Annotated in this window: 19 protein-coding genes; 3 read left to right on the top strand and 16 right to left on the bottom strand. The window is 36.8% G+C overall.

Annotated features, from left to right (window positions below; translation table 11 throughout):
* Positions 1–2 precede the first annotated feature (2 nt).
* Positions 3–482, top strand: a complete 480-nt coding sequence (locus SFA27_RS18550) for a hypothetical protein (protein WP_052184537.1) — start codon at positions 3–5, stop codon at positions 480–482.
* The gene (locus tag SFA27_RS18545; protein ID WP_407294164.1) at positions 460–981 is read left to right on the top strand and encodes a hypothetical protein; all 522 of its coding nucleotides are present in this window, start codon (positions 460–462) and stop codon (positions 979–981) included. The genes SFA27_RS18550 and SFA27_RS18545 overlap by 23 nt, the downstream gene beginning before the upstream one ends.
* Before the next feature lie 197 nt (positions 982–1178).
* On the opposite strand, the gene SFA27_RS18540 is transcribed toward SFA27_RS18545, so the two are convergent.
* The 3 genes from SFA27_RS18540 to SFA27_RS18530 all read right to left on the bottom strand — a co-directional run bounded on the left by SFA27_RS18540 (position 1179) and on the right by SFA27_RS18530 (position 3637).
* The gene (locus SFA27_RS18540) at positions 1179–2126 is read right to left on the bottom strand and encodes a transketolase family protein (protein ID WP_047373656.1); all 948 of its coding nucleotides are present in this window, start codon (positions 2124–2126) and stop codon (positions 1179–1181) included.
* A gap of 30 nt (positions 2127–2156) precedes the next feature.
* On the bottom strand, positions 2157–3011 hold the full coding sequence (locus SFA27_RS18535; RefSeq protein ID WP_264519204.1) for a transketolase: 855 nt from the start codon (positions 3009–3011) through the stop codon (positions 2157–2159).
* Positions 3012–3118: 107 nt separating this feature from the next.
* On the bottom strand, positions 3119–3637 hold the full coding sequence (locus SFA27_RS18530) for a hypothetical protein (protein ID WP_264519070.1): 519 nt from the start codon (positions 3635–3637) through the stop codon (positions 3119–3121).
* Between the two features lie 327 nt (positions 3638–3964).
* Here SFA27_RS18530 and SFA27_RS18525 point away from each other — a divergent pair, with 327 nt between their 5' ends.
* Positions 3965–6202, top strand: a complete 2238-nt coding sequence (locus tag SFA27_RS18525; protein WP_407294161.1) for a reprolysin-like metallopeptidase — start codon at positions 3965–3967, stop codon at positions 6200–6202.
* A 67-nt stretch (positions 6203–6269) separates the two neighbouring features.
* Here SFA27_RS18525 and SFA27_RS18520 read toward each other — a convergent pair whose 3' ends face one another.
* The 13 genes from SFA27_RS18520 to SFA27_RS18460 all read right to left on the bottom strand — a co-directional run bounded on the left by SFA27_RS18520 (position 6270) and on the right by SFA27_RS18460 (position 18849).
* Complete coding sequence (locus SFA27_RS18520; RefSeq protein ID WP_407294159.1) at positions 6270–7829, bottom strand: sodium:solute symporter; 1560 nt, start codon at positions 7827–7829, stop codon at positions 6270–6272.
* 186 nt (positions 7830–8015) lie between these two features.
* Entirely contained in the window at positions 8016–8303 is a 288-nt protein-coding gene (locus SFA27_RS18515; RefSeq protein ID WP_174525205.1) for a GNAT family N-acetyltransferase, read from the bottom strand.
* Between the two features lies 1 nt (position 8304).
* Positions 8305–8700 carry an OsmC family protein gene (locus SFA27_RS18510; protein ID WP_407294155.1) on the bottom strand — a complete coding sequence of 132 codons (396 nt, stop codon included), beginning with the start codon at positions 8698–8700 and terminating at the stop codon, positions 8305–8307.
* Positions 8700–8918, bottom strand: a complete 219-nt coding sequence (locus tag SFA27_RS18505; protein WP_047373661.1) for a (4Fe-4S)-binding protein — start codon at positions 8916–8918, stop codon at positions 8700–8702. The genes SFA27_RS18510 and SFA27_RS18505 overlap by 1 nt, the downstream gene beginning before the upstream one ends.
* A 1-nt stretch (position 8919) precedes the next feature.
* Positions 8920–9498, bottom strand: a complete 579-nt coding sequence (locus SFA27_RS18500) for a TMEM175 family protein (RefSeq protein ID WP_047373662.1) — start codon at positions 9496–9498, stop codon at positions 8920–8922.
* Positions 9491–10030 (bottom strand): NADPH-dependent FMN reductase, encoded by a 540-nt coding sequence (locus tag SFA27_RS18495; RefSeq protein ID WP_264519068.1) that lies wholly within the window; start codon positions 10028–10030, stop codon positions 9491–9493. The genes SFA27_RS18500 and SFA27_RS18495 overlap by 8 nt, the downstream gene beginning before the upstream one ends.
* A 21-nt stretch (positions 10031–10051) precedes the next feature.
* Positions 10052–10951, bottom strand: a complete 900-nt coding sequence (locus SFA27_RS18490; protein ID WP_047373664.1) for a pirin family protein — start codon at positions 10949–10951, stop codon at positions 10052–10054.
* Between the two features lie 58 nt (positions 10952–11009).
* Positions 11010–11321: a GNAT family N-acetyltransferase gene (locus SFA27_RS18485; RefSeq protein WP_407294151.1), complete on the bottom strand. Its 312-nt coding sequence runs from the start codon at positions 11319–11321 to the stop codon at positions 11010–11012.
* A gap of 163 nt (positions 11322–11484) precedes the next feature.
* Positions 11485–12360: a pirin family protein gene (locus SFA27_RS18480; protein WP_047373815.1), complete on the bottom strand. Its 876-nt coding sequence runs from the start codon at positions 12358–12360 to the stop codon at positions 11485–11487.
* 135 nt (positions 12361–12495) lie between these two features.
* Positions 12496–13899, bottom strand: a complete 1404-nt coding sequence (locus tag SFA27_RS18475; RefSeq protein ID WP_407294148.1) for an MFS transporter — start codon at positions 13897–13899, stop codon at positions 12496–12498.
* A 140-nt stretch (positions 13900–14039) separates the two neighbouring features.
* Positions 14040–14882 carry a hypothetical protein gene (locus SFA27_RS18470; RefSeq protein ID WP_047373667.1) on the bottom strand — a complete coding sequence of 281 codons (843 nt, stop codon included), beginning with the start codon at positions 14880–14882 and terminating at the stop codon, positions 14040–14042.
* Between the two features lie 311 nt (positions 14883–15193).
* Positions 15194–16861 (bottom strand): asparagine synthase B, encoded by a 1668-nt coding sequence (gene asnB, locus SFA27_RS18465; protein ID WP_407294146.1) that lies wholly within the window; start codon positions 16859–16861, stop codon positions 15194–15196.
* 320 nt (positions 16862–17181) lie between these two features.
* Entirely contained in the window at positions 17182–18849 is a 1668-nt protein-coding gene (locus SFA27_RS18460; protein WP_407294144.1) for a GLPGLI family protein, read from the bottom strand.
* Positions 18850–18991 lie beyond the last annotated feature (142 nt).

Genomic DNA, 18991 nt, shown 5'->3' with positions numbered 1-18991 from the left:
TTATGAATAACTACAAATTTTACAAACAGGAAGGAAACCAATATATTTTTAAAAATCAGCCAGTGTTTATTACGGTGCTCTGCATTATCTTCCTGATTGTAGCTGGATTACTCTTTAACAGTGTAAGGACTCTTAGCTATGTAATCATTGCCGTGGTAGCACTTATTCTGGTGAATTTTTTCACTAAGAAATTTATCATTGATATGGATCGCATGACGATTACAGGGAAACATACCATTTTTGTCCCGGCCAGAACCTATCCGATAGAGAATTTCAGCAACTTTCATGTGCTGGCAACAAAGTATATGGGCTTTATCACCACCAATGTAATGCTGTCTGTTTATTTTGTAGTAGATGGTAAAGAAAAACAGCTTACAATAGGCCAGGCGCTTACTCAGAAAGGGATACAGAAGATGGTGAATGAAACAGAGGATATTATGAATATTAATAATCCTGAGAATGGACATCCAAGACCGTTATAAGTTTGAAGAAAATGGAAGTGAAATAAGCTTCATGCCCAATTACAGTTTCCTGCGTACTTTGGTATGGTGGATGGCATTGGGGGTAATTGTTCTTCCCACGATTATATATTATTTTATGGATAAAATGTCCGGAGACCAGTTCAAAATTGCATTGGGATTGTGGGCAATTTATATGGTCTATTTCCTGTTTGATCTGTTTTTCAGAATTCCTGTGAAATTTATTTTTGATAAATCAGAGAAGTGCATCTACAGAAAACTTTTACTGTCTAAAAAGCTGATGAATTTTAATGAAATGACCTATTTTATCAATGATGAAAGAGGGGGATACTATTATTCAATCGGAAAAAAAAGAAATCAGTTTGTGAAAAACTATAGAATAAGCCATTACTTTTCTGGTTCAAAAGCATCCAATAGAAGGGAAGATGAGTGTATCGAAAGAATCTTATGCCCTATTTTGATCGCGGTTGGAATTCCCCTAAATCAGCTATCAGAACAATAACAATACAGGGTAAAAACTAATACTACGATAAACAGTTGTATAGCCATTCCCCTCCTCCGGAGGGGTGGAAAAAATTCAAAGAATTTTTGACGGGGTGGTCTATAACGCAATAAAAAAAAAAATTTTATATTCTGTCAACAAAAACCCCGGCCGGTTCAGAGAACCGGCCGGGGCTATATTATTATTATTGCTAATTCTTAGTTCGCTAAAATTCTCTTTACAGCTTCTTTCACTGCTGCAGCATCAATTTTATATTTCTTCATCAGTTCTGCTGGTGTTGCAGATTCTCCGAAAGTATCATTTACTGCTACAAATTCCTGTTTTGTAGGTCTTTTTCTTGCAAGCATACCTGCAACTGATTCTCCTAAACCACCAAGATAGTTGTGCTCTTCAGCCGTTACAATTTTACCTGTTTTTTCAACAGATTTTAAAATGATCTCTTCATCAAGAGGCTTAATTGTGTGGATGTTGATTACCTCACAAGAAATACCTTCTTTTTCAAGCTCATCAGCAGCAACAAGAGACTCCCAAACAAGGTGTCCTGTTGCAACAATTGTTACATCAGTACCTTCCTGAAGCATAATTCCTTTTCCGATCTCGAAAGGCATATCTTCCGGGATGAAAACAGGAACTACCGGTCTTCCGAATCTTAAATATACAGGACCTTCGAAATCCGCAATCGCCAGGGTAGCAGCTTTAGTCTGGTTGTAGTCACAAGTGTTGATAACCGTCATTCCAGGAAGCATTTTCATCATACCAATGTCTTCAAGAACCTGATGAGTAGCTCCATCTTCTCCTAAAGTAAGACCTGCGTGAGATGCACAGATTTTTACATTTTTGTTAGAATAAGCGATAGACTGACGGATCTGATCATATACTCTTGAAGTAGAGAAGTTAGCAAAAGTTCCTGTAAAAGGAATTTTTCCTGTAATGCTAAGACCTGCAGCAATCCCCATCATGTTAGCTTCTGCAATCCCTATCTGGAAGAATCTTTCCGGAGCCTTCTCAATGAATTTCTCCATTTTCAAAGAACCGATAAGGTCTGCGCAAAGTGCTACTACATTAGGATTTTTGTCAGCTAGTTCTGCTAATCCTGCTCCGAATCCTGAACGAGTGTCCTTTTTTTCTGTATATGTATATTTCATTTTTATTGTATTAATCGAGATGTTAAGATATTAGTAATCAGCTGGAGCTTCTAGGTACAATTGCTTGAATGCTGTGTCTAACTGCTCATCATTAGGAGCTTTACCATGCCAAGCATGAGATCCCATCATATAATCAACTCCGTAACCCATTTCTGTATGAAGAAGGATGGCTACCGGTTTTCCTTTCCCAGTTTCTGTTTTTGCTTTCTCAAGGATTGCAATCACAGCTTCAAGATCATTACCGTTCTTTTCTTCCAAAACAATCCATCCGAATGCTTCAAGTTTTGCATGAAGATTTCCTAAGCTTAATACATCATCTGTATCCCCATCAATCTGACGACCATTGTAGTCAATTGTAGAGATGATATTATCTACTTTTTTAGCAGCAGCATACATTAATGCTTCCCAAACCTGACCTTCCTGAAGTTCACCGTCTCCGTGAAGAGAGTAAACAAGAGATTGATCGCCATCTAATTTTTTACCTTGAGCCACACCAAGAGCTACAGAAAGTCCTTGTCCAAGAGAACCTGAAGCGATTCTTACCCCTGGAAGTCCCTCATGAGTAGTCGGGTGCCCCTGTAATCTTGAATCTAGTTTTCTGAAAGTGCTCAGCTCTTGAACAGGGAAGAAACCGAATCTTGCCAGTGTAGAGTAGAATACCGGAGAAATATGCCCGTTTGATAGATAAAAATGATCTTCATTTTTGCCTTCCATTGTGAAAGGAAGTTTATAGTTCATTACCTTTCCATAAAGGGCTGTGAAGTATTCTGTACAACCTAAGCTTCCGCCCGGGTGCCCTGAATTTACAGCATGAACCATTCTTAAAATGTCTCTTCTGATCTGCGTAGTAAGAGATTTTAGCTCTTCAATACTTTTACTCATTATGTCTGATTTATTTGCACGCGAATTTACAATTTTTTACCGGCTTATGGAAATGCAAAAATCCGGATCTAAAAATCCGGATTTTAATTGATTTGAATATTTTTCCGCTTTTAACAGCCCTCATTGAGGTAAACGGATATTTCTGTAACAATATTATTAACAAATTTAAAGCTTAACAGCGTTCCTGCCTGACTGTCTTCGATATTAAAATAACCGGAATCTTTGATAGGTTTGCTATTGTCATCCCAATCCGGGCGCACACTGAAATTGGGGTAGTTTCTGTAAGCATTGATCAGATCATCTCTCGTACTTCCCACTCCAATTCCGCTTTTGGTCTTAAACTTTTTACTCGCTGTTGTCATGTAAGTAATGGAAGGAACACTCGGATTGGCTTCATTGATATAATTGTCGAAAAGATCAATCTGGATTGTTTCCCCATTATACTTTACGCTGTTTTTTTTCTCTCCACCAGAGTTCGTAAGTTTTGTTCCTGCTATTTTTTCAGCTTCAACCTTGGGCATAAAAACTTTAAACGGCCCGATTCTTAATGTTGAGACTTCAAAATTTTCCTGAGCATTCATGTAACTAAATGTTAATGCAAACATGAAGATTGAGATAATTTTTTTCATAGTTTTTTAATTTCTGTTTCTTTTTATTTTATTAAATTTTTGAATGAATTTATATCATTCTCATCAAAGATAATTAAAATGAAAAAGTCTATAAAATTAGTTATTTAAATAAAGAAAATTTACATATTGAGTTGAAGGCTTTGTGGTAGCTTGATTGTTGCTGTTTGTGCAAAAAAAACATACTTTTTTTAAATTTTCATATATAATATTTGAATAAATTTAACTAATTTTATAATTCAATATTATTTGATTTATGAACCTTTAACTGATTGTTTTTTAGTTTTTGGTCTTGTTAGTTGAATTAATAAAAATTACAAACCATTATATATGAAAATTAAACAATTATTTTATTTGGGGATACTGGTTATATCTGTTTCCTCATTGAAAGCACAGGACTTTTTTACAGTGATCAGTGAGAGGTCCATCAAAGCAGATCCTAAAAACAGGACAGTACAACCGGAAAAGGCATTAACCTATACATTGGACGTGGCTGGAATGAAAAGTTATTTTAATTCTGTTCCGGAATTGAAAGACAACGACCGTAAAGATAATGCACCCATTATTGTGCTGCCAATGCCTGACGGTAAGAAAGCGAAATTCAAAATCTGGAAATCTTCAGTAATGGCTCCCGGATTGGCCAGCCAGTTTCCACAGATCATTACTTTTACAGGACAGGGAGTTGATGACCAATATGCTACTATAAAACTTGATTTTACCGAACTTGGGTTTCACGCGCAGATAAAATCTGTGGTAGCAGGTGATACTTACATTGATCCTTATGCAAAACAGGATATTAACAATTATATTATTTATAAAAAAAGTGACTTAATTGATAAAAATCCAAGATCGTGCGGAGTAAAAGACGAGGACGATTCTCCATTGGGAAAAAAAAACGCTCAAAAAACCGTAAGTCCAAGCGTAGGAACTCAAATTAGAGTTTTTAGATTTGCTGTGGCTTGTACCAATCAGTATGCAAAAGCAGCGACGGGCTCAGCAACACCTACTGTTGCCCAGACTTTGTCAGCAATTGTAACTTCTGTAAACAGAGTAAATGGAGTATACGAACAGGAAGTAGCTTCAAGATTGGTATTAGTGGATAGTGAAACCAATGTCATCTTTACAAATTCTGCAACAGATCCTTTTACCGGAAATGATGCCGCTGGTACATTAATTAATGAAAGCCAGACTCAGATTGATGCATTGATCGGAAATGCCAATTATGACATCGGGCATACATTCAGTACCGGAGGCGGCGGATTGGCAGGCCTTGGAGTAATCTGTAACAATTCCAATAAAGGTAGAGGAATTACCGGTTCCCCTAACCCGGTGGGCGACCCTTACGATATTGATTATGTAGCACACGAAGTAGGACATCAGTTTGGAGGTCCGCATACTTTTAATGCAACTACAGGAAGCTGCGGAGGTGGAAACCGAAGTGCTACCAATGCTGTAGAACCTGGAAGCGGAATTACCATTATGGCGTACGCAGGAATTTGTGGAAGTACCAATAACTTAGCTGCTAACAGTATTCCTACTTTCCACACCAAATCATTCCAGTCTATTACAGCGAAAGTTCAGTCAACAACATGTCAGGTGACAATTCCTTCTAATAATTTTCCGCCTTCTGTAAATGCCGGAGGTGATTATACTATACCTAAGAGTACACCATTTAGATTAGAAGGGTCAGCTACAGATATAGATAACAATCCACTTACTTACAGCTGGGAACAGAATGATGTAGGCCCGGCAGGTGATTGGAATGCCCCAACAGGTAATGCTGCTATATTCAGATCATATGTGCCTGTAACTGTTCCTTACAGATATTTCCCGAAACTTACAGACGTCATCAATGGAACTGTATCCAAAGGAGAAGTTAGACCATCCTATGCCAGAACCATGGAGTTCAGACTGACTGTAAGAGATAATAATGCAGGTTGTGCAGGAGTTACTAATGATGATGCTATCATTACTGTTGATGGAAATTCAGGGCCGTTCAATGTCACTGCACCTACTACAGCTGTAAACTGGGCGGGTAATTCTACTCAGACCATAACATGGGATGTAGCCAATACAACTGCCTTCCCTGTAAATTGTGCTACGGTAAATATTTTCCTTTCTACAGATGGAGGTCTTACATACCCTACGCTTATTTTAGGTTCCACTCCGAACGATGGCTCACAGACCGTTACCATTCCTAATGTAACGACCACACAGGCCAGAATTATGGTGGCAGCAGAGACAAATGTATTTTACAATATTAACCCTATTAACTTTACCATCACTCAGACATTGGGAGTGAGCGAAACAGCTTCAAACAAAGATGTATTCGTTGTATACCCTAATCCGAGTAAAGGACTTCTGAATATTAAATTTACCAATTCAAATGAAGTGTATGATATGACGGTATATGATGTAAGCGGAAAATTAGTATTCACTCAAGCCAATAATAAATTGAACCATGATAAAGTAGGTACTTTTGATTTGTCACAATTGGTTAAAGGTGATTATCTGATCAAAGTTAAATCTAAAAATTTAGAGAAAACATTCAAGTGGATTAAAGAATAAAAAATCCATTCATTAAAAATAAAAAAGGCTGTCTTCAATAGAGGACAGCCTTTTTATTTTATAAAGATTAAACAACTCTTAAATAGTTTTTATTTTTTACCAGCCAGAGACCAATAAAGGTCAGCAATCCGTTAAGAACAATCAGTTCTACACCAATTTTGTAATCGGTATAAGTGGTAACCGCGAGGTTGATCAGATAGGTAAGTACAGGTGCTAAAATAGTCACTGCAAGGATGGAATATTTTCTGGAGATCTGAAACTTCGTGAAAATTCCGAAAGCAAAAAGCCCTAAAAGCGGCCCGTAAGTATATCCGGCAATTTCCATGATGAGATAAACAATAGATTTGTCATTTAATGTTTTGAAAACCATGATCAGGATAAAGAAAACTACTGTGAAAATCAAATGTACTTTCATACGAAGGCGTTTCTTCTCTTTTTCAGTTTTGGTTTTATCCTCATTAAGATTTAATAAATCTACACAATACGAACTTGTTACAGCCGTTAAAGCACCGTCAGCAGAAGGAAATAATGCTGAGATCAGTCCGATAATAAAAATAACGGAAATCATCATTGGGAAATATCCCTGAAGCGATAAGGCTGGGAAAAGGTCGTCTCCCATTACATTTTTAATATTTCCTGCAGCATCTTTAAATCCGAAAATATTAGTTATCGTTTCAGAGTTTAGAGTTCCATATTCTGCTCCGTGTTGCAAAGCAAAAAGATATAATAATCCTCCAAGGAATAAGAATGCAAGGTTTACTATAAGAAGTGTTCCTGCAAAAGTCAGCATGTTTTTCTTTGAATTCTTAAGATTATCTACAGAGATGTTTTTTTGCATCATTTCCTGATCCAGTCCTGTCATAGCGATTGTAATAAAAATTCCACCCAGAATTGTTTTCAGGAAAAAGGTTTTGGAATTCGGATCAAAATTGATAAAATGGGTGTAGTTTTTCTGTTCCAGAATAGTATAAGCTTCCCCAAATGATAAATTCAGGTTTGATAAAATATAAACAATACATGCTACAAGACTGATAATCATAAAAGAAGTCTGCAGTGTATCTGTAATGACAATCGTCTTTACACCGCCTTCAAAAGTATACAGAAGTACCATCAGCAAGAGAACAAGAGACGTTACCCAAAATGGAACTCCCAGTCCTTCAAGTAAAAATATCTGTAAAACGTTAACTACCAGATATAATCTTGCCGTAGCACCAATAGCTCTTGAAATAATAAAAAAGATAGAACCTATTTTGTGAGCTTCTACATTGAATCTTTTTCCCAGATAGGTATAAATAGACGTCAGATTCATCTTATAATAAAGCGGGAGCAATATTGCTGCCACAATAAAATATCCGATGAAAAAACCGATTACCATCATATAGTACTCAAAACCTCCGTAGATATATTCGGAGCCGGTCATTTTTCCTACCGTTCCCGGAACAGAAATAAAAGTAACCCCGCTTAAGCTGGTTCCTATCATCCCGAATGCAACGAGCCACCATTTACTCTTTTTGTTACCGATAAAAAATGACTGGTTATCAGAATTTCGGCTGGTGAAATAAGAAATCACCAAAAGGCCGATAAAATAGATGAAAACAAATAGCAAAAGGATAGTTCCTGAATTCATGCTTGATTTTTAAATTTTAGCAAATATATAAAAAAGATCAGTCGTGAATCATGAATTTAAAATACTGTTGGTTTCAAAACAAATTATGATTATAAATTTGCTTTACAGTCTGTATTTTGTATAAAAATAAAAACCCTTCCAGGAATTTTTCTGGAAGGGTTGTATGGTAAGGTTAGAATACAGTGACTAATTCACTAAAACATCCTGAAGTTCCTCACTTTTCTGGAAACTTGCCTTAGCAAAAGGGCAGAGGGGAATAATCTTCTTATCATTTTTTCTGGCAAAATCTACTGCTGCCAGAAGCATTTCCTTGCCTACACCTTTTCCGTTGTAAGCTTCTTCCACCTCGGTGTGGTCTATAATAAATCTTTCTTCTCCGGCCCAGGTATACGTCATCATTCCTGCGCGTTTTCCATCTATGAAAGCTTCAAAACTTCCGTGTTTCTCGTCGTTGTTTTGTTTTACTTCGATCATGTTATGAGAATTTAGTTAGTATTTCTATGTCGTTGGTTAATATTTTATGAACTGGGCATGCATCAGCAATGGTGTGCAGTCTTTTCAGCTGCTCATCATCCAGAATTCCGTCAAAGCTGATATCTCTTTTGAAAACCGCTCTTTTTGTTAATGGGAAATTTTCAAGCTCTACTTCTACATTGATGTTTTCTACATCCCATTCCTTTCTTTCAATATACATTCTCAAGGTAGCTGCTGTACAGCTTGCCAGTGACGTAGCCAGAATTTCCATTGGATTAAGACCTTTGTTTTGTCCGCCTTTGTCAATCGGTTCATCCGTAATGATTTTATTTTCGCCGGCTGTTACTTCTGTATAATATTTTGTTTTTCCTAAACTTGCTTTTACCGTTACCGCCATTATTTTTCTGTATTGAATTTATAACTTAATGCACCTGAAGGGCATTGGTCTATCTGTGTTCTGAGTTCTTCCGGGCTTGCATTCTCAGCTTTTATCCAAGGTCTTTCTTTAGGATTGTAGACTTTGGGAAGCAATTTTACGCATACAGCCGAGTGGATACACTTTTGAGGCTGCCAGATGACGGTGATATTACCGTTGGGATATTCGTGTGTTTCCATATCAATTTTCTTTTAATGATTTTTCGATTCTTCTGTCCGGAATCAGCCATATGAGAGCCACGATATAATAAAAACCTATGGCAATATAAGGATAAAAAAATGAAGTAGCGATTCCCAGGACATAAAATACAATAGAGATATATTCTTTATATTTTGAATGAATAGCTTCTTTCAGCTTTGAATCTTCACCCTCGCACCGGATAATGACATGTTCCAGAATGGTATAAGCAATTGCAGCCATAATGAGCCCGATACCATATACTGCAACAGGATTTTTAGCAAAACCGGTTGTTCCGATCCATTCCGTAGCAACAGGCATCAGAGAAAGCCAGAACAGCAGATGAAGATTGGCCCAAAGAATACTGCCATTTACTTTTTTTACCGTCTGAAACAAGTGATGATGGTTGTTCCAGTAGATTCCTACATAAATAAAACTGAAAATATAAGCCAGAAACTTAGGAAGGAGAGGTTTGAGGCTGGCCCAGCTATTTCCTTCCGGTACTTTCAATTCCAGTACCATAATGGTGATAATAATAGCAAGGACACCATCACTGAATGCCTCTAATCTTCCTTTAGTCATTCGCTTTAACCTGATTTTTAAAGTTTTGTATTTTACCCTTCAGATCATTCAGCATATCCGGATTGATGACTCCGCTTTCCATGTCAAAATTTTCATAAAACTTCGGCAGTGAAAAAGTATCTTTGATATCTGCTGCAAACTGTGGGAAAAATGTTTTTGCCGTATTCATTACATTGCCTCCGCCATAGCCTCCCGGAGAGGTGCTCATCAAAAGCATCGGCTTATTCTGAAACACTTTTACATTGATCCTTGAAGACCAGTCAAAAACATTTTTAAACGCTGAACTGTAAGAACGGTTGTGCTCCGCAAGAGAGCAGATGATCACATCACATTCTTCAATAACTTTTAAAAAATGATGGGCTTCATCCGGAAAACCTTTCTTTTCAAGATCTACAGAGAATACAGGCATGGTAAAATCGTTGAGGTCAATCAGATTGATTTCCTCGTCCTGAAAATCTTTCAGAACAAATTTTACCAGTTCCCTGTTGATAGAAGTGGAAGATGTACTTCCGGCAAATGCTAATATTTTCATGGTTGATACTCTGAACTGAAATTATTTTCTGTTTAAAATAGCCTTAGGAAGCGGAACATATTCATTTTCATCTCCCGGGACCAAAGGAAATGCTTCGTGATTCTGGTCATTCCAGTTTACTTTTGCCTGATCCAGTAATTCTTTATCAGAGTTAACGAAATTCCAGAATATAAAACGCTCCTCATCGAATGGCTCACCACCAAAAAGATAAACTGTTCCGTTTTCGCTCATATCGAATTCGCAAAGTTTGGTGTCTTTAGCAATCATCAGCTGTTTTGAACCATAGGAATTTCCTTCTGTGGTAACTGTTCCGTCCAGAACATACATTGCTGCTTCTCCATAAAGATCTTTCCCTATGCTTATTTTCTTAGCTTCTTTTGTTTTTATTTCGATAAAAAATAACTTGCTGTGTACAGGAACCGGAGATGTTCTGCCAAATGCTTCACCGGCAATTAATTTATACTGAATACCATCTTCTTCCCAAACCGGAATCTCATCTTCTTCGATATGATGAAACGTAGGTTCAGACTGTTCTAGGTGCTTCGGAAGTCCTACCCAGATCTGGAATCCGTGAAGTCTTTTATCTGTGTGTCTTAAATATTCAGGCGTTCTTTCTGAATGTACAACTCCTTTTCCGGCAGTCATCCAGTTGACAGCACCCGGTTTTATCTCAAGAGCACTTCCAATACTGTCTCTGTGGAAAATAGAACCTTCCAGCAGATACGTTAATGTGGATAAACCAATATGCGGATGTGGCGGAACATCAAGGTTCTGATAATCCTTCAATTCTGAAGGTCCCATATGATCAATAAAAACGAAGGGGCCAACTGCTCTTTTCTCACGGAAAGGAAGAAGTCTTCCTACCAGGAAATTTCCGATATCTGCTGCTTTTTCTTCAATGATAAGTCCAATATTTGACATGATGATGTGATACTTTTTAAAATGTTATTTAAATAAACTGAGTGGTTCTGCTGAAGGTTTAAAGTTTGTCATATCCTTCAAATTTCTCATCTACGATACGTTTCCATTCGGGATGCTTTTTGATAAAAGCAAAAACATAAGGACAGAATGGAAGAAGCTTTTTTCCGCTTTCTTCAATATAATTCAGGGTTTTCTCTACTACAGCTGCTGCTGCACCTGTTCCTGCCAGTTCAGGATCTGCTTCAGTGTGTACCAAAGCAATCTGATGCGTTGTTTCACGGTAATCTATGAATGCATAATATCCGTTGAACTCTATTTCAAATCTTTTTTCGGCTTTTACAAGAGGTATATTTTCAAATTCTGGTTTCATAATTTTTTTGCATTAGAGGTGTCTGTTTTCCAAATGGAATAAACAGAGCGTATTCATTATAATAGTTAAACCTTACAGGTTTCTGAAACCTGTAAGGTTTGTTTGCCATCATATAAAGTTAATAAAAAAGGAATAATTAAAGATTACGATAAATTTAATTCTTTTAATCTTCAAGGTACCCGAACTTTCCGGTGTTAAAATCCTCAAAAGCCTGCATAATCTCTTCTCTGGAGTTCATTACAAAAGGGCCGTGGGGATAGATCGGTTCATTGATTGGTTCACCACTGATGATTAAAACAACAGTATCTTCTTTTGCTTCAATAGTAAAAGTTTCACCTTCGTTTTTAAATAATGCAAGATGATCAGTTTTCACTGTTTCTTCACCATTGACGATGATGCTTCCTTCAATAACCAAAGCTGCGGTATTGAAATGAGCCGGAAAATTAAAATCAGCCTTTCCACCTGCTTTAAGTTTGGCATTCATCATATGAACCGGAGTAAAAGTACTTGCAGGACCTTTATGTCCATCATATTCTCCGGCAATTACTTCCACAAAACCATTTTCACCTAAATCTACTCTTTCCATTGTAGAGTTTTCAATAGCCTGGTATTTCGGGCAGCTCATCTTGTCTTTTGCCGGAAGATTCACCCAAAGCTGAACCATCTGAAAAATTCCTCCTTCTTTTGCCCATGCCGTTTCATGGTATTCCTTATGAAGAACTCCTTTTGCAGCAGTCATCCACTGAACGTCACCTTCTCCGATAACACCGCCGCCGCCAGCGCTGTCATGGTGTTCTACTTTTCCGCTATATGCTATCGTTACTGTTTCAAAACCTCTGTGTGGATGAACTCCCACACCTCTTGGCCTGTCGGAACCATTGAAATGAAATTTTGAATTGTAATCCAGCATAATAAACGGGTCCATTCTTTTCATATCCAATCCAGGTACTCCCGGAATGAAATTGTGAACCCTGAATCCATCGCCTACAAAGTGTGCAGGTCTTGGAGATACTACGATTTCTATTTTTTTAGTTGCCATCACATTGTTGATTATGTAAACAAAATTACCATAGTTATATGCGAAAAGCATTGATCTGTGTTAAGTTCGTAGGAAGGGTAGAATGGCAAAATGTAAAGAGCGAAACTATAAATTGACCCTTTTAAGCTTTATTCTTTAATCTTCCTTGGACTTCATATTTTTTCCATCCGAAATGTGCAGTCTTCTGAAAACAAATCCTGATAAAATTGTTAATATTCCTACCGAGAGAAATGTAAGTCGAAAAGCATTGTGGATTTCACCATTAATAAGATCTGTATTTTCAAACAACTTTAAAACAATCAATCCGAAAGCAATTCCGAAACCGATAGCCAGCTGTTGATTCACAGAAATTAAAGAGTTTCCGCTGCTGGTCTGGAAATTCCGGAGATCAGCAATAGAAATAGTGTTCATAGAGGTGAACTGTATAGAGTTGAAAAAGCCTAATACCGCGATAATGGGAATAAACCAATATAATGAGGTGTGTATATCAGGTATGGCGAGCAGGCATATGAGTGTTCCGATGATGAATGTATTGATCATCAAAGTCTGGCGATAGCCATATTTATCCAGAATTTTAATCACAGAAGATTTTCCGAAGATAGCCGTTAAAGCCATGGGAGCAATGATCCAGCCTGAAGTTACTGCAGATTGTTTGTACGCAATCTGAATCATCAGGGGAAGTAATAGCGGAACAGAGCTTATTCCTAATCTGGTGGCCAGATTTCCCACAATACCAACCCGGAAAGTTCTTACCTGAAAAAGGTTTAACGGGAAGATCGGATTTCCTCCTCTTTTTGCATGTTTGTAATAATAGTACAGGAATAGGAAGCCCATAATAAATACAAGTAAAACAGGAGTGATATTCTGCATATCTCCAAAAAGTTCCAGTGAAACGGAAAGCAGGAGAGAGGCAGCTGCAAAAATTAAAAAGCCTTTTAAATCAAAATCAACATCATCAGATTTATAATTGGGCATGAATTTTAATCCTAAAAGAATTCCTAAAATTCCAATTGGGATATTGATCAGAAATATCCAGTGCCATGAAAGATAATCTACCATATAACCACCGACTAAAGGCCCCAGTACAGGACCAATAAGTGCCGGAATAATGGCAAAGTTCATCGCTTTGAGCAGTTCACTTTTATCAAATGTTTTGATGAGTGCCAGCTTTCCTACAGGAGTCATTAAACTTCCTCCAACTCCCTGGATAACCCTTGAAATAACCAAATGAGTGAGATTTTGAGACAGGGAGCAAAATAATGAACCTAAGCTGAATAATATCAACGAGAAAATAAATACTTTTTTGGTTCCGAACCGGTCTGCCAAAAATCCACTGGCAGGCATGAAAACAGCTAGTGTAAGAACATAACTGATAATGGCGTTCTGCATATTAAGCGGAGATTCGTGCAGATCTTTTGCAATAGAAGGCAGGGAAGTATTCAGAATGGTTGAATCCAGCATCTGCATAAAAATAGCGGTAGCCAGAATCAGAGGTAATATTTTCTTTATGGATGTCTGTGGTGTGCTTGCTTCTGTCATTTCGTATAGGCTGAACCTTTAAAAAACGTCCAGACTTATTTTATTTGAAGAACCTGCTTGCTTTAAGCAGTTTAATCTTTAGATAAAGAAATCCATATAAAATTAAAAAAGTCCTGTGAGATTTCACAGGACTTTTTGATTTATTTTCTAGGTTTTTCTACTCCTTTCCATTCATCACCCGCTTTTCTATACTGGCTTAAAGTGAAAGTTTTGAAATCCTTTGTTTTGTATTCGATGTTATCAGTGTTCTGCTCAAATGGCATAATGTAATAATATTCGATATCTGTCTTATCAGATTTGTTTCCTTTTTTTACACTAGGAACATATTTTGAAAACTTGTAGCTTGGAAGATATTGTTTCAGCCTTGCGTAGAAAGCTTTGTCTTCTTTTTCGCTAGGAATAATATCTACAATATTCAAATCATCTTTTTTCTTATCAATCCAAAGGTAGTAAGTCTTTTCTTCTCCCATATTTCTGTTGAAAGAGTTGAAGGCAAATAATTCTTTCGGTACAAGTTCCTTGATTTTCTCTGGATCAACCTTTGTGTAGTACTGGCCTTTTGAAGGATCCACATAGGTTTCAAGGTTATACATTAGAACAGAATTGTTTTCAAATTTCTTATTTTTAAAATACTGATTCAAAGATAATTCTGCAGTTGCTCTAAGTTCTTTGCCTCTGTCATCCAATTTCTTTGTTGGATTCTGAGGGTTTACATATTTTACAAATTCATATAAAACAACTGGTTTTATATCTTTAAGGTGAGGATACGTTTTTAGCTGCTCTGCTTTTACAAGCCAGTAGAATTGTTGGTAGTAATCATCTTTATCTTGATCTTTCACACTCTTATAAGCCAAAGCAAGCTTCTTTGAATTCAGATATTTGCCATATTTTCCTTGTCCAAAAGCAAAACTTATGGCTAATAAGGCAAATAAAACAGTAAGGTTTCTTCTCATTTTTTTATAATTGATATTTTCGTTTTCCAAATATAATTATTTATTAGATATTATTTTGGATTGTCAGTTAAATTATGCCATATTGTTATTGTTAATTCAAAAGAAAATCCTGTATTGCTACAGGATTGATAAATTATAACTGAGGAAGTTAGGTGTTTCAAGCGATGAAATTAAATATCAATAGTCAATTTTTGCTTCGCAAAGTGAATGGTGAATGATTAACCGCAGATTAGAAATACCTCCGTATTGAGTGTTCTTAATCTCGAATCTCGCAACCCGAACCACGCCACAAATTCACAAGCGCAGCGGATTGACCATTGACTATTCACTAATCAACCCCTCTAATACGAAGTCTCATGTACCTTCACAGCTCTTCCGCTCGGATCATTCATTTTTTTGAATGCTTCATCCCATTCTAAAGCAATAGGTGTGGAGCATGCTACAGATGGAACAGATGGTACTGTAGCCGCAGCTGTTTCGCTTGGGAAATGTTCTTCAAAAATAGTTCTGTATCGGTATTCTTCCTTATTTTGAGGAGTATTCAAAGGGAATCTGAATCTTGCGTTAGCCATCATTTCATCCGTTACTTCTTTTTCAGCAACTTCTTTTAAAGTATCGATCCATGAATATCCCACACCATCTGAGAACTGTTCTTTCTGTCTCCAGACAATAGAATCAGGAAGTAGGTCCTCAAAAGCTTTTCTCAATACCCATTTTTCAATTTTCCCTTCAGCTGTATTGATCATTTTATCTTTTGGGTTAAGAGTCATGGCAATATCCATAAATTCTTTGTCAAGGAAAGGCACTCTGCCTTCAATTCCCCAGCTCATTAGCGCTTTGTTAGCTCTTAAGCAATCGTAAAGATGAAGTTTCCCTAACTTTCTTACTGTTTCATCATGAAATTCTTTTGCGTTCGGAGCTTTATGGAAATATAAATAACCTCCGAATAATTCATCAGAACCTTCTCCTGAAAGTACCATTTTTATCCCCATAGACTTGATTACTCTTGCGAGAAGATACATCGGGGTGGACGCCCTGATTGTTGTTACGTCATAGGTTTCCAGATGGTAAATTACATCACGTACAGCATCCAGCCCTTCCTGAACGGTAAAGTTAACTTCATGATGAACAGATCCGATGTGTTTTGCAGCTGTTTGAGCAGCAGTCAGGTCTGGTGAACCTACAAGTCCTACAGCAAAACTGTGAAGTCTTGGATACCAGGCTTCCTGTGTATCACCACTTTCAATTCTCTGGCGGGCAAATTTTGCGGTGATCGCTGAAATCACTGATGAATCCAAACCTCCGGAAAGAAGTACACCATAAGGAACATCACTCATCAGTTGTCTGTGAACAGCATCCTCAAGACCTTTTCTTAATTTTGCAATGTCTGTTTCGTTTTCTTTCACATGATCATAGCTGTCCCAGTCTCTTGTATACCATTGCTGAAGCTCAGCGCCGTCCGGACTGTAAACGAAATGTCCCGGTAAGAATGTTTCGATTTTTTTACATACTCCTTCAAGGGCTTTCAATTCGGAAGCTACATAATAGTTTCCGTTTTTATCCCAACCTTGATAAAGAGGGCAGATTCCCATATGATCACGGGCAATAAGGTAGATGTCGTTTTCAGTATCATATAATGCGAATGCGAAAATCCCGTTCAGTTTTTCAACGAAATCTTTTCCGTACTTTCTGTAAAGTGCAAGGATTACCTCGCAGTCAGATTGAGTCTGAAACTCATAATCAGGAAATTCTTCTTTTAATTCTCTATGGTTGTAGATTTCACCGTTCACGGCTAATACTACTTTTCCGTCTTTTGTAAATAAAGGTTGTTTTCCAGAAGTAGGATCTACAATGGCAAGTCTTTCATGAGAAAAAATTACTTTTTCGTCCTGAAAAACTCCACTCCAATCCGGTCCTCTGTGACGGATTTTTTTTGACATTTCCAAAACCTGAGGTCTTAATACTTCAGTTTTCTGTTGGGCATCAAATAAACATACAATTCCACACATGATTTTTATTATTTATGGAACAAAAGTAGAAGGGATGTTTATAAATAACAATGAAAAATATTTAAAAACGAAAATTTTTAATCAATTAATATTTTAAAGTTAAAATTTTTAACTATTTCTTGAAATTAACATGTTTTTGATTAATTTTTTTCGTTGAGCCAAAATTGATGGTTTTTCCATACAAAATAAAAATGACATATTTATTAATCTATGGTAATTAATTATATGAATTTTAACCCTTACTTTGTGGCTCGAAATAATTTTTTTTCATCATTTGTGTTTTTACCTTCTTGCAATTCTCATGCAAGAAGGTTTTGTTTTTATTGTACCCCAAGTAACGTTCCCGAAACATTCCATGAGCTGAAACTTGTGCCTTCGGAAGCTCCCTGAGGAATTTTTATCTGAACTGTATGTTTTCCTGCTTTCAAGTCTCCAAGAGGAATGAAGTTAGGATTGGTAACCGTTCCCGGGCACCAGTTTGATCTGCTGAGATCTGATGAAGAAAGTCCGTCCTGGAAATTTCCTGAAGCCGGATTGTACAAACGGTATGAACCGCAGTCTGTTCTCCATGGGGTGAATGAAAATATCAGATTTCCATCAACAAAAATAGAATTGGCTTTAGGAACAAATTCATCCCCATTTTCCCAACCTCCGTGTCCGGTAGTGGTATATCTTAGCTGAGCGTTTTTTAAATCTTTATTTAAAGTGAAATTAACGAGAAGCCCTTTATCCTGATTGAACATCGTAGAGTAGTCCTGTCCGGCCATTTCCATAATGTTTAAAGTATTGAATAAGGGTATCGCTGTATTGTTTTTATTAACTGTCTGGTCACTTTTGTGAATGGTGATGTCAAGACTCACTTTATGTCCTCCTTTGTCATAGTTGCCAATAAATGTACCCACCCAAAGTTCTTTTCCTGATAATGCAGGTTTTAGCTCTGTGATATCTTGTCGGTAAGGGCTGATGGTCTGCCAGTTTTTTCCTTTAAGCTGAATATGATTAAACTTCTGGATTCCAAAAGCGGTAAAGAATCTCATCATTTCCATGGCAGGGCTATAACTGTCTGTGGTTGTTACTCCGTAATATTGCTTTCCGTTTCCATTTTCGTAGACAGGAAGTGTTTTGGCTCCTTTTTCCAATCCATCAAAAAAAGATTTTTCTTTATCCTGAGGAATGAAAAATACAGTTCCGGTTCTGTCATAGGCATCTCCGTTCGACTGTTGTTTCAGTTCTACAAAAATATTTTCTCCTTCTGTAATCGCAGGGAATTTTACTTTTTTAAGAATGATGGTTCCGTTGGCATATCTTTTTATCTGGTCATCAGATTTTGAGGCATCAGAGAAATTAATGGATTCATTTTCAAAAACATTCAGCGTAGTAAATCTGCTTTTCCAAAGTAAATCTTTATACCCCAACTGATCTGTTGTCTGTATGTTTCCTTTTAGAATATTTTCAATTCCCGTATTCTTAATTTTTTTGATTGAACCGGCCGTAATCAAGGAATTTTTATTTCTTTCGACTTCCAGAACCAATCCTAAATTCTGTCCTAAAACAGAAGGCCCGCCTTTTAGCTTCAAATCATTAGTGTACCAGACTTCAATGGTGTTTGAATTGACCTTGGTAACTGCTTTTTTACAGTTATATCCTAAAATCTTTTTGGTTTCATTGGTAAGTTCAAAATCCTGTTTCCCTACAGACTCAGCATCCGATGTTGAAATAATGGATTCAGGTTTTAAAAAAGCATATGAAATAATTGTATTTGAAGGCTTTTCTACCTTAGTGATTTCATAAGGGAAGCTGCTTTTTTGCTCTTTGATAGTACTGTTGAGAATGTAATTTTCTTTCTCATTAACCCAAATGATGGTGGAGGGTTGATCAGCAGTAGTTTTTCCGTTATATGAACTGGTATATTGAATTTCATAGGTCTGTGCAGAAAACAGACAGTATAAAAAAACAGCGAGAAAATTGAAAACAATTCTTGTGTGCATAAATAAAATGAGTTTGCTGCAAAGTTATTCTAAAGTTTCCACAGCATCAAAACGGTTTAATCTATACAGTTAGTAGACAATATGCTTTAAATGTTACAAAAAATGTTACATTTTTTTTAGAAATATTGTGAACAAAAAAACT

Origin of the sequence: Chryseobacterium sp. HR92 (assembly GCF_045689405.1) — a bacterium.
Classification (GTDB): domain Bacteria; phylum Bacteroidota; class Bacteroidia; order Flavobacteriales; family Weeksellaceae; genus Chryseobacterium; species Chryseobacterium viscerum_A.
This window is presented reverse-complemented; position numbering and strand designations above follow the sequence as displayed.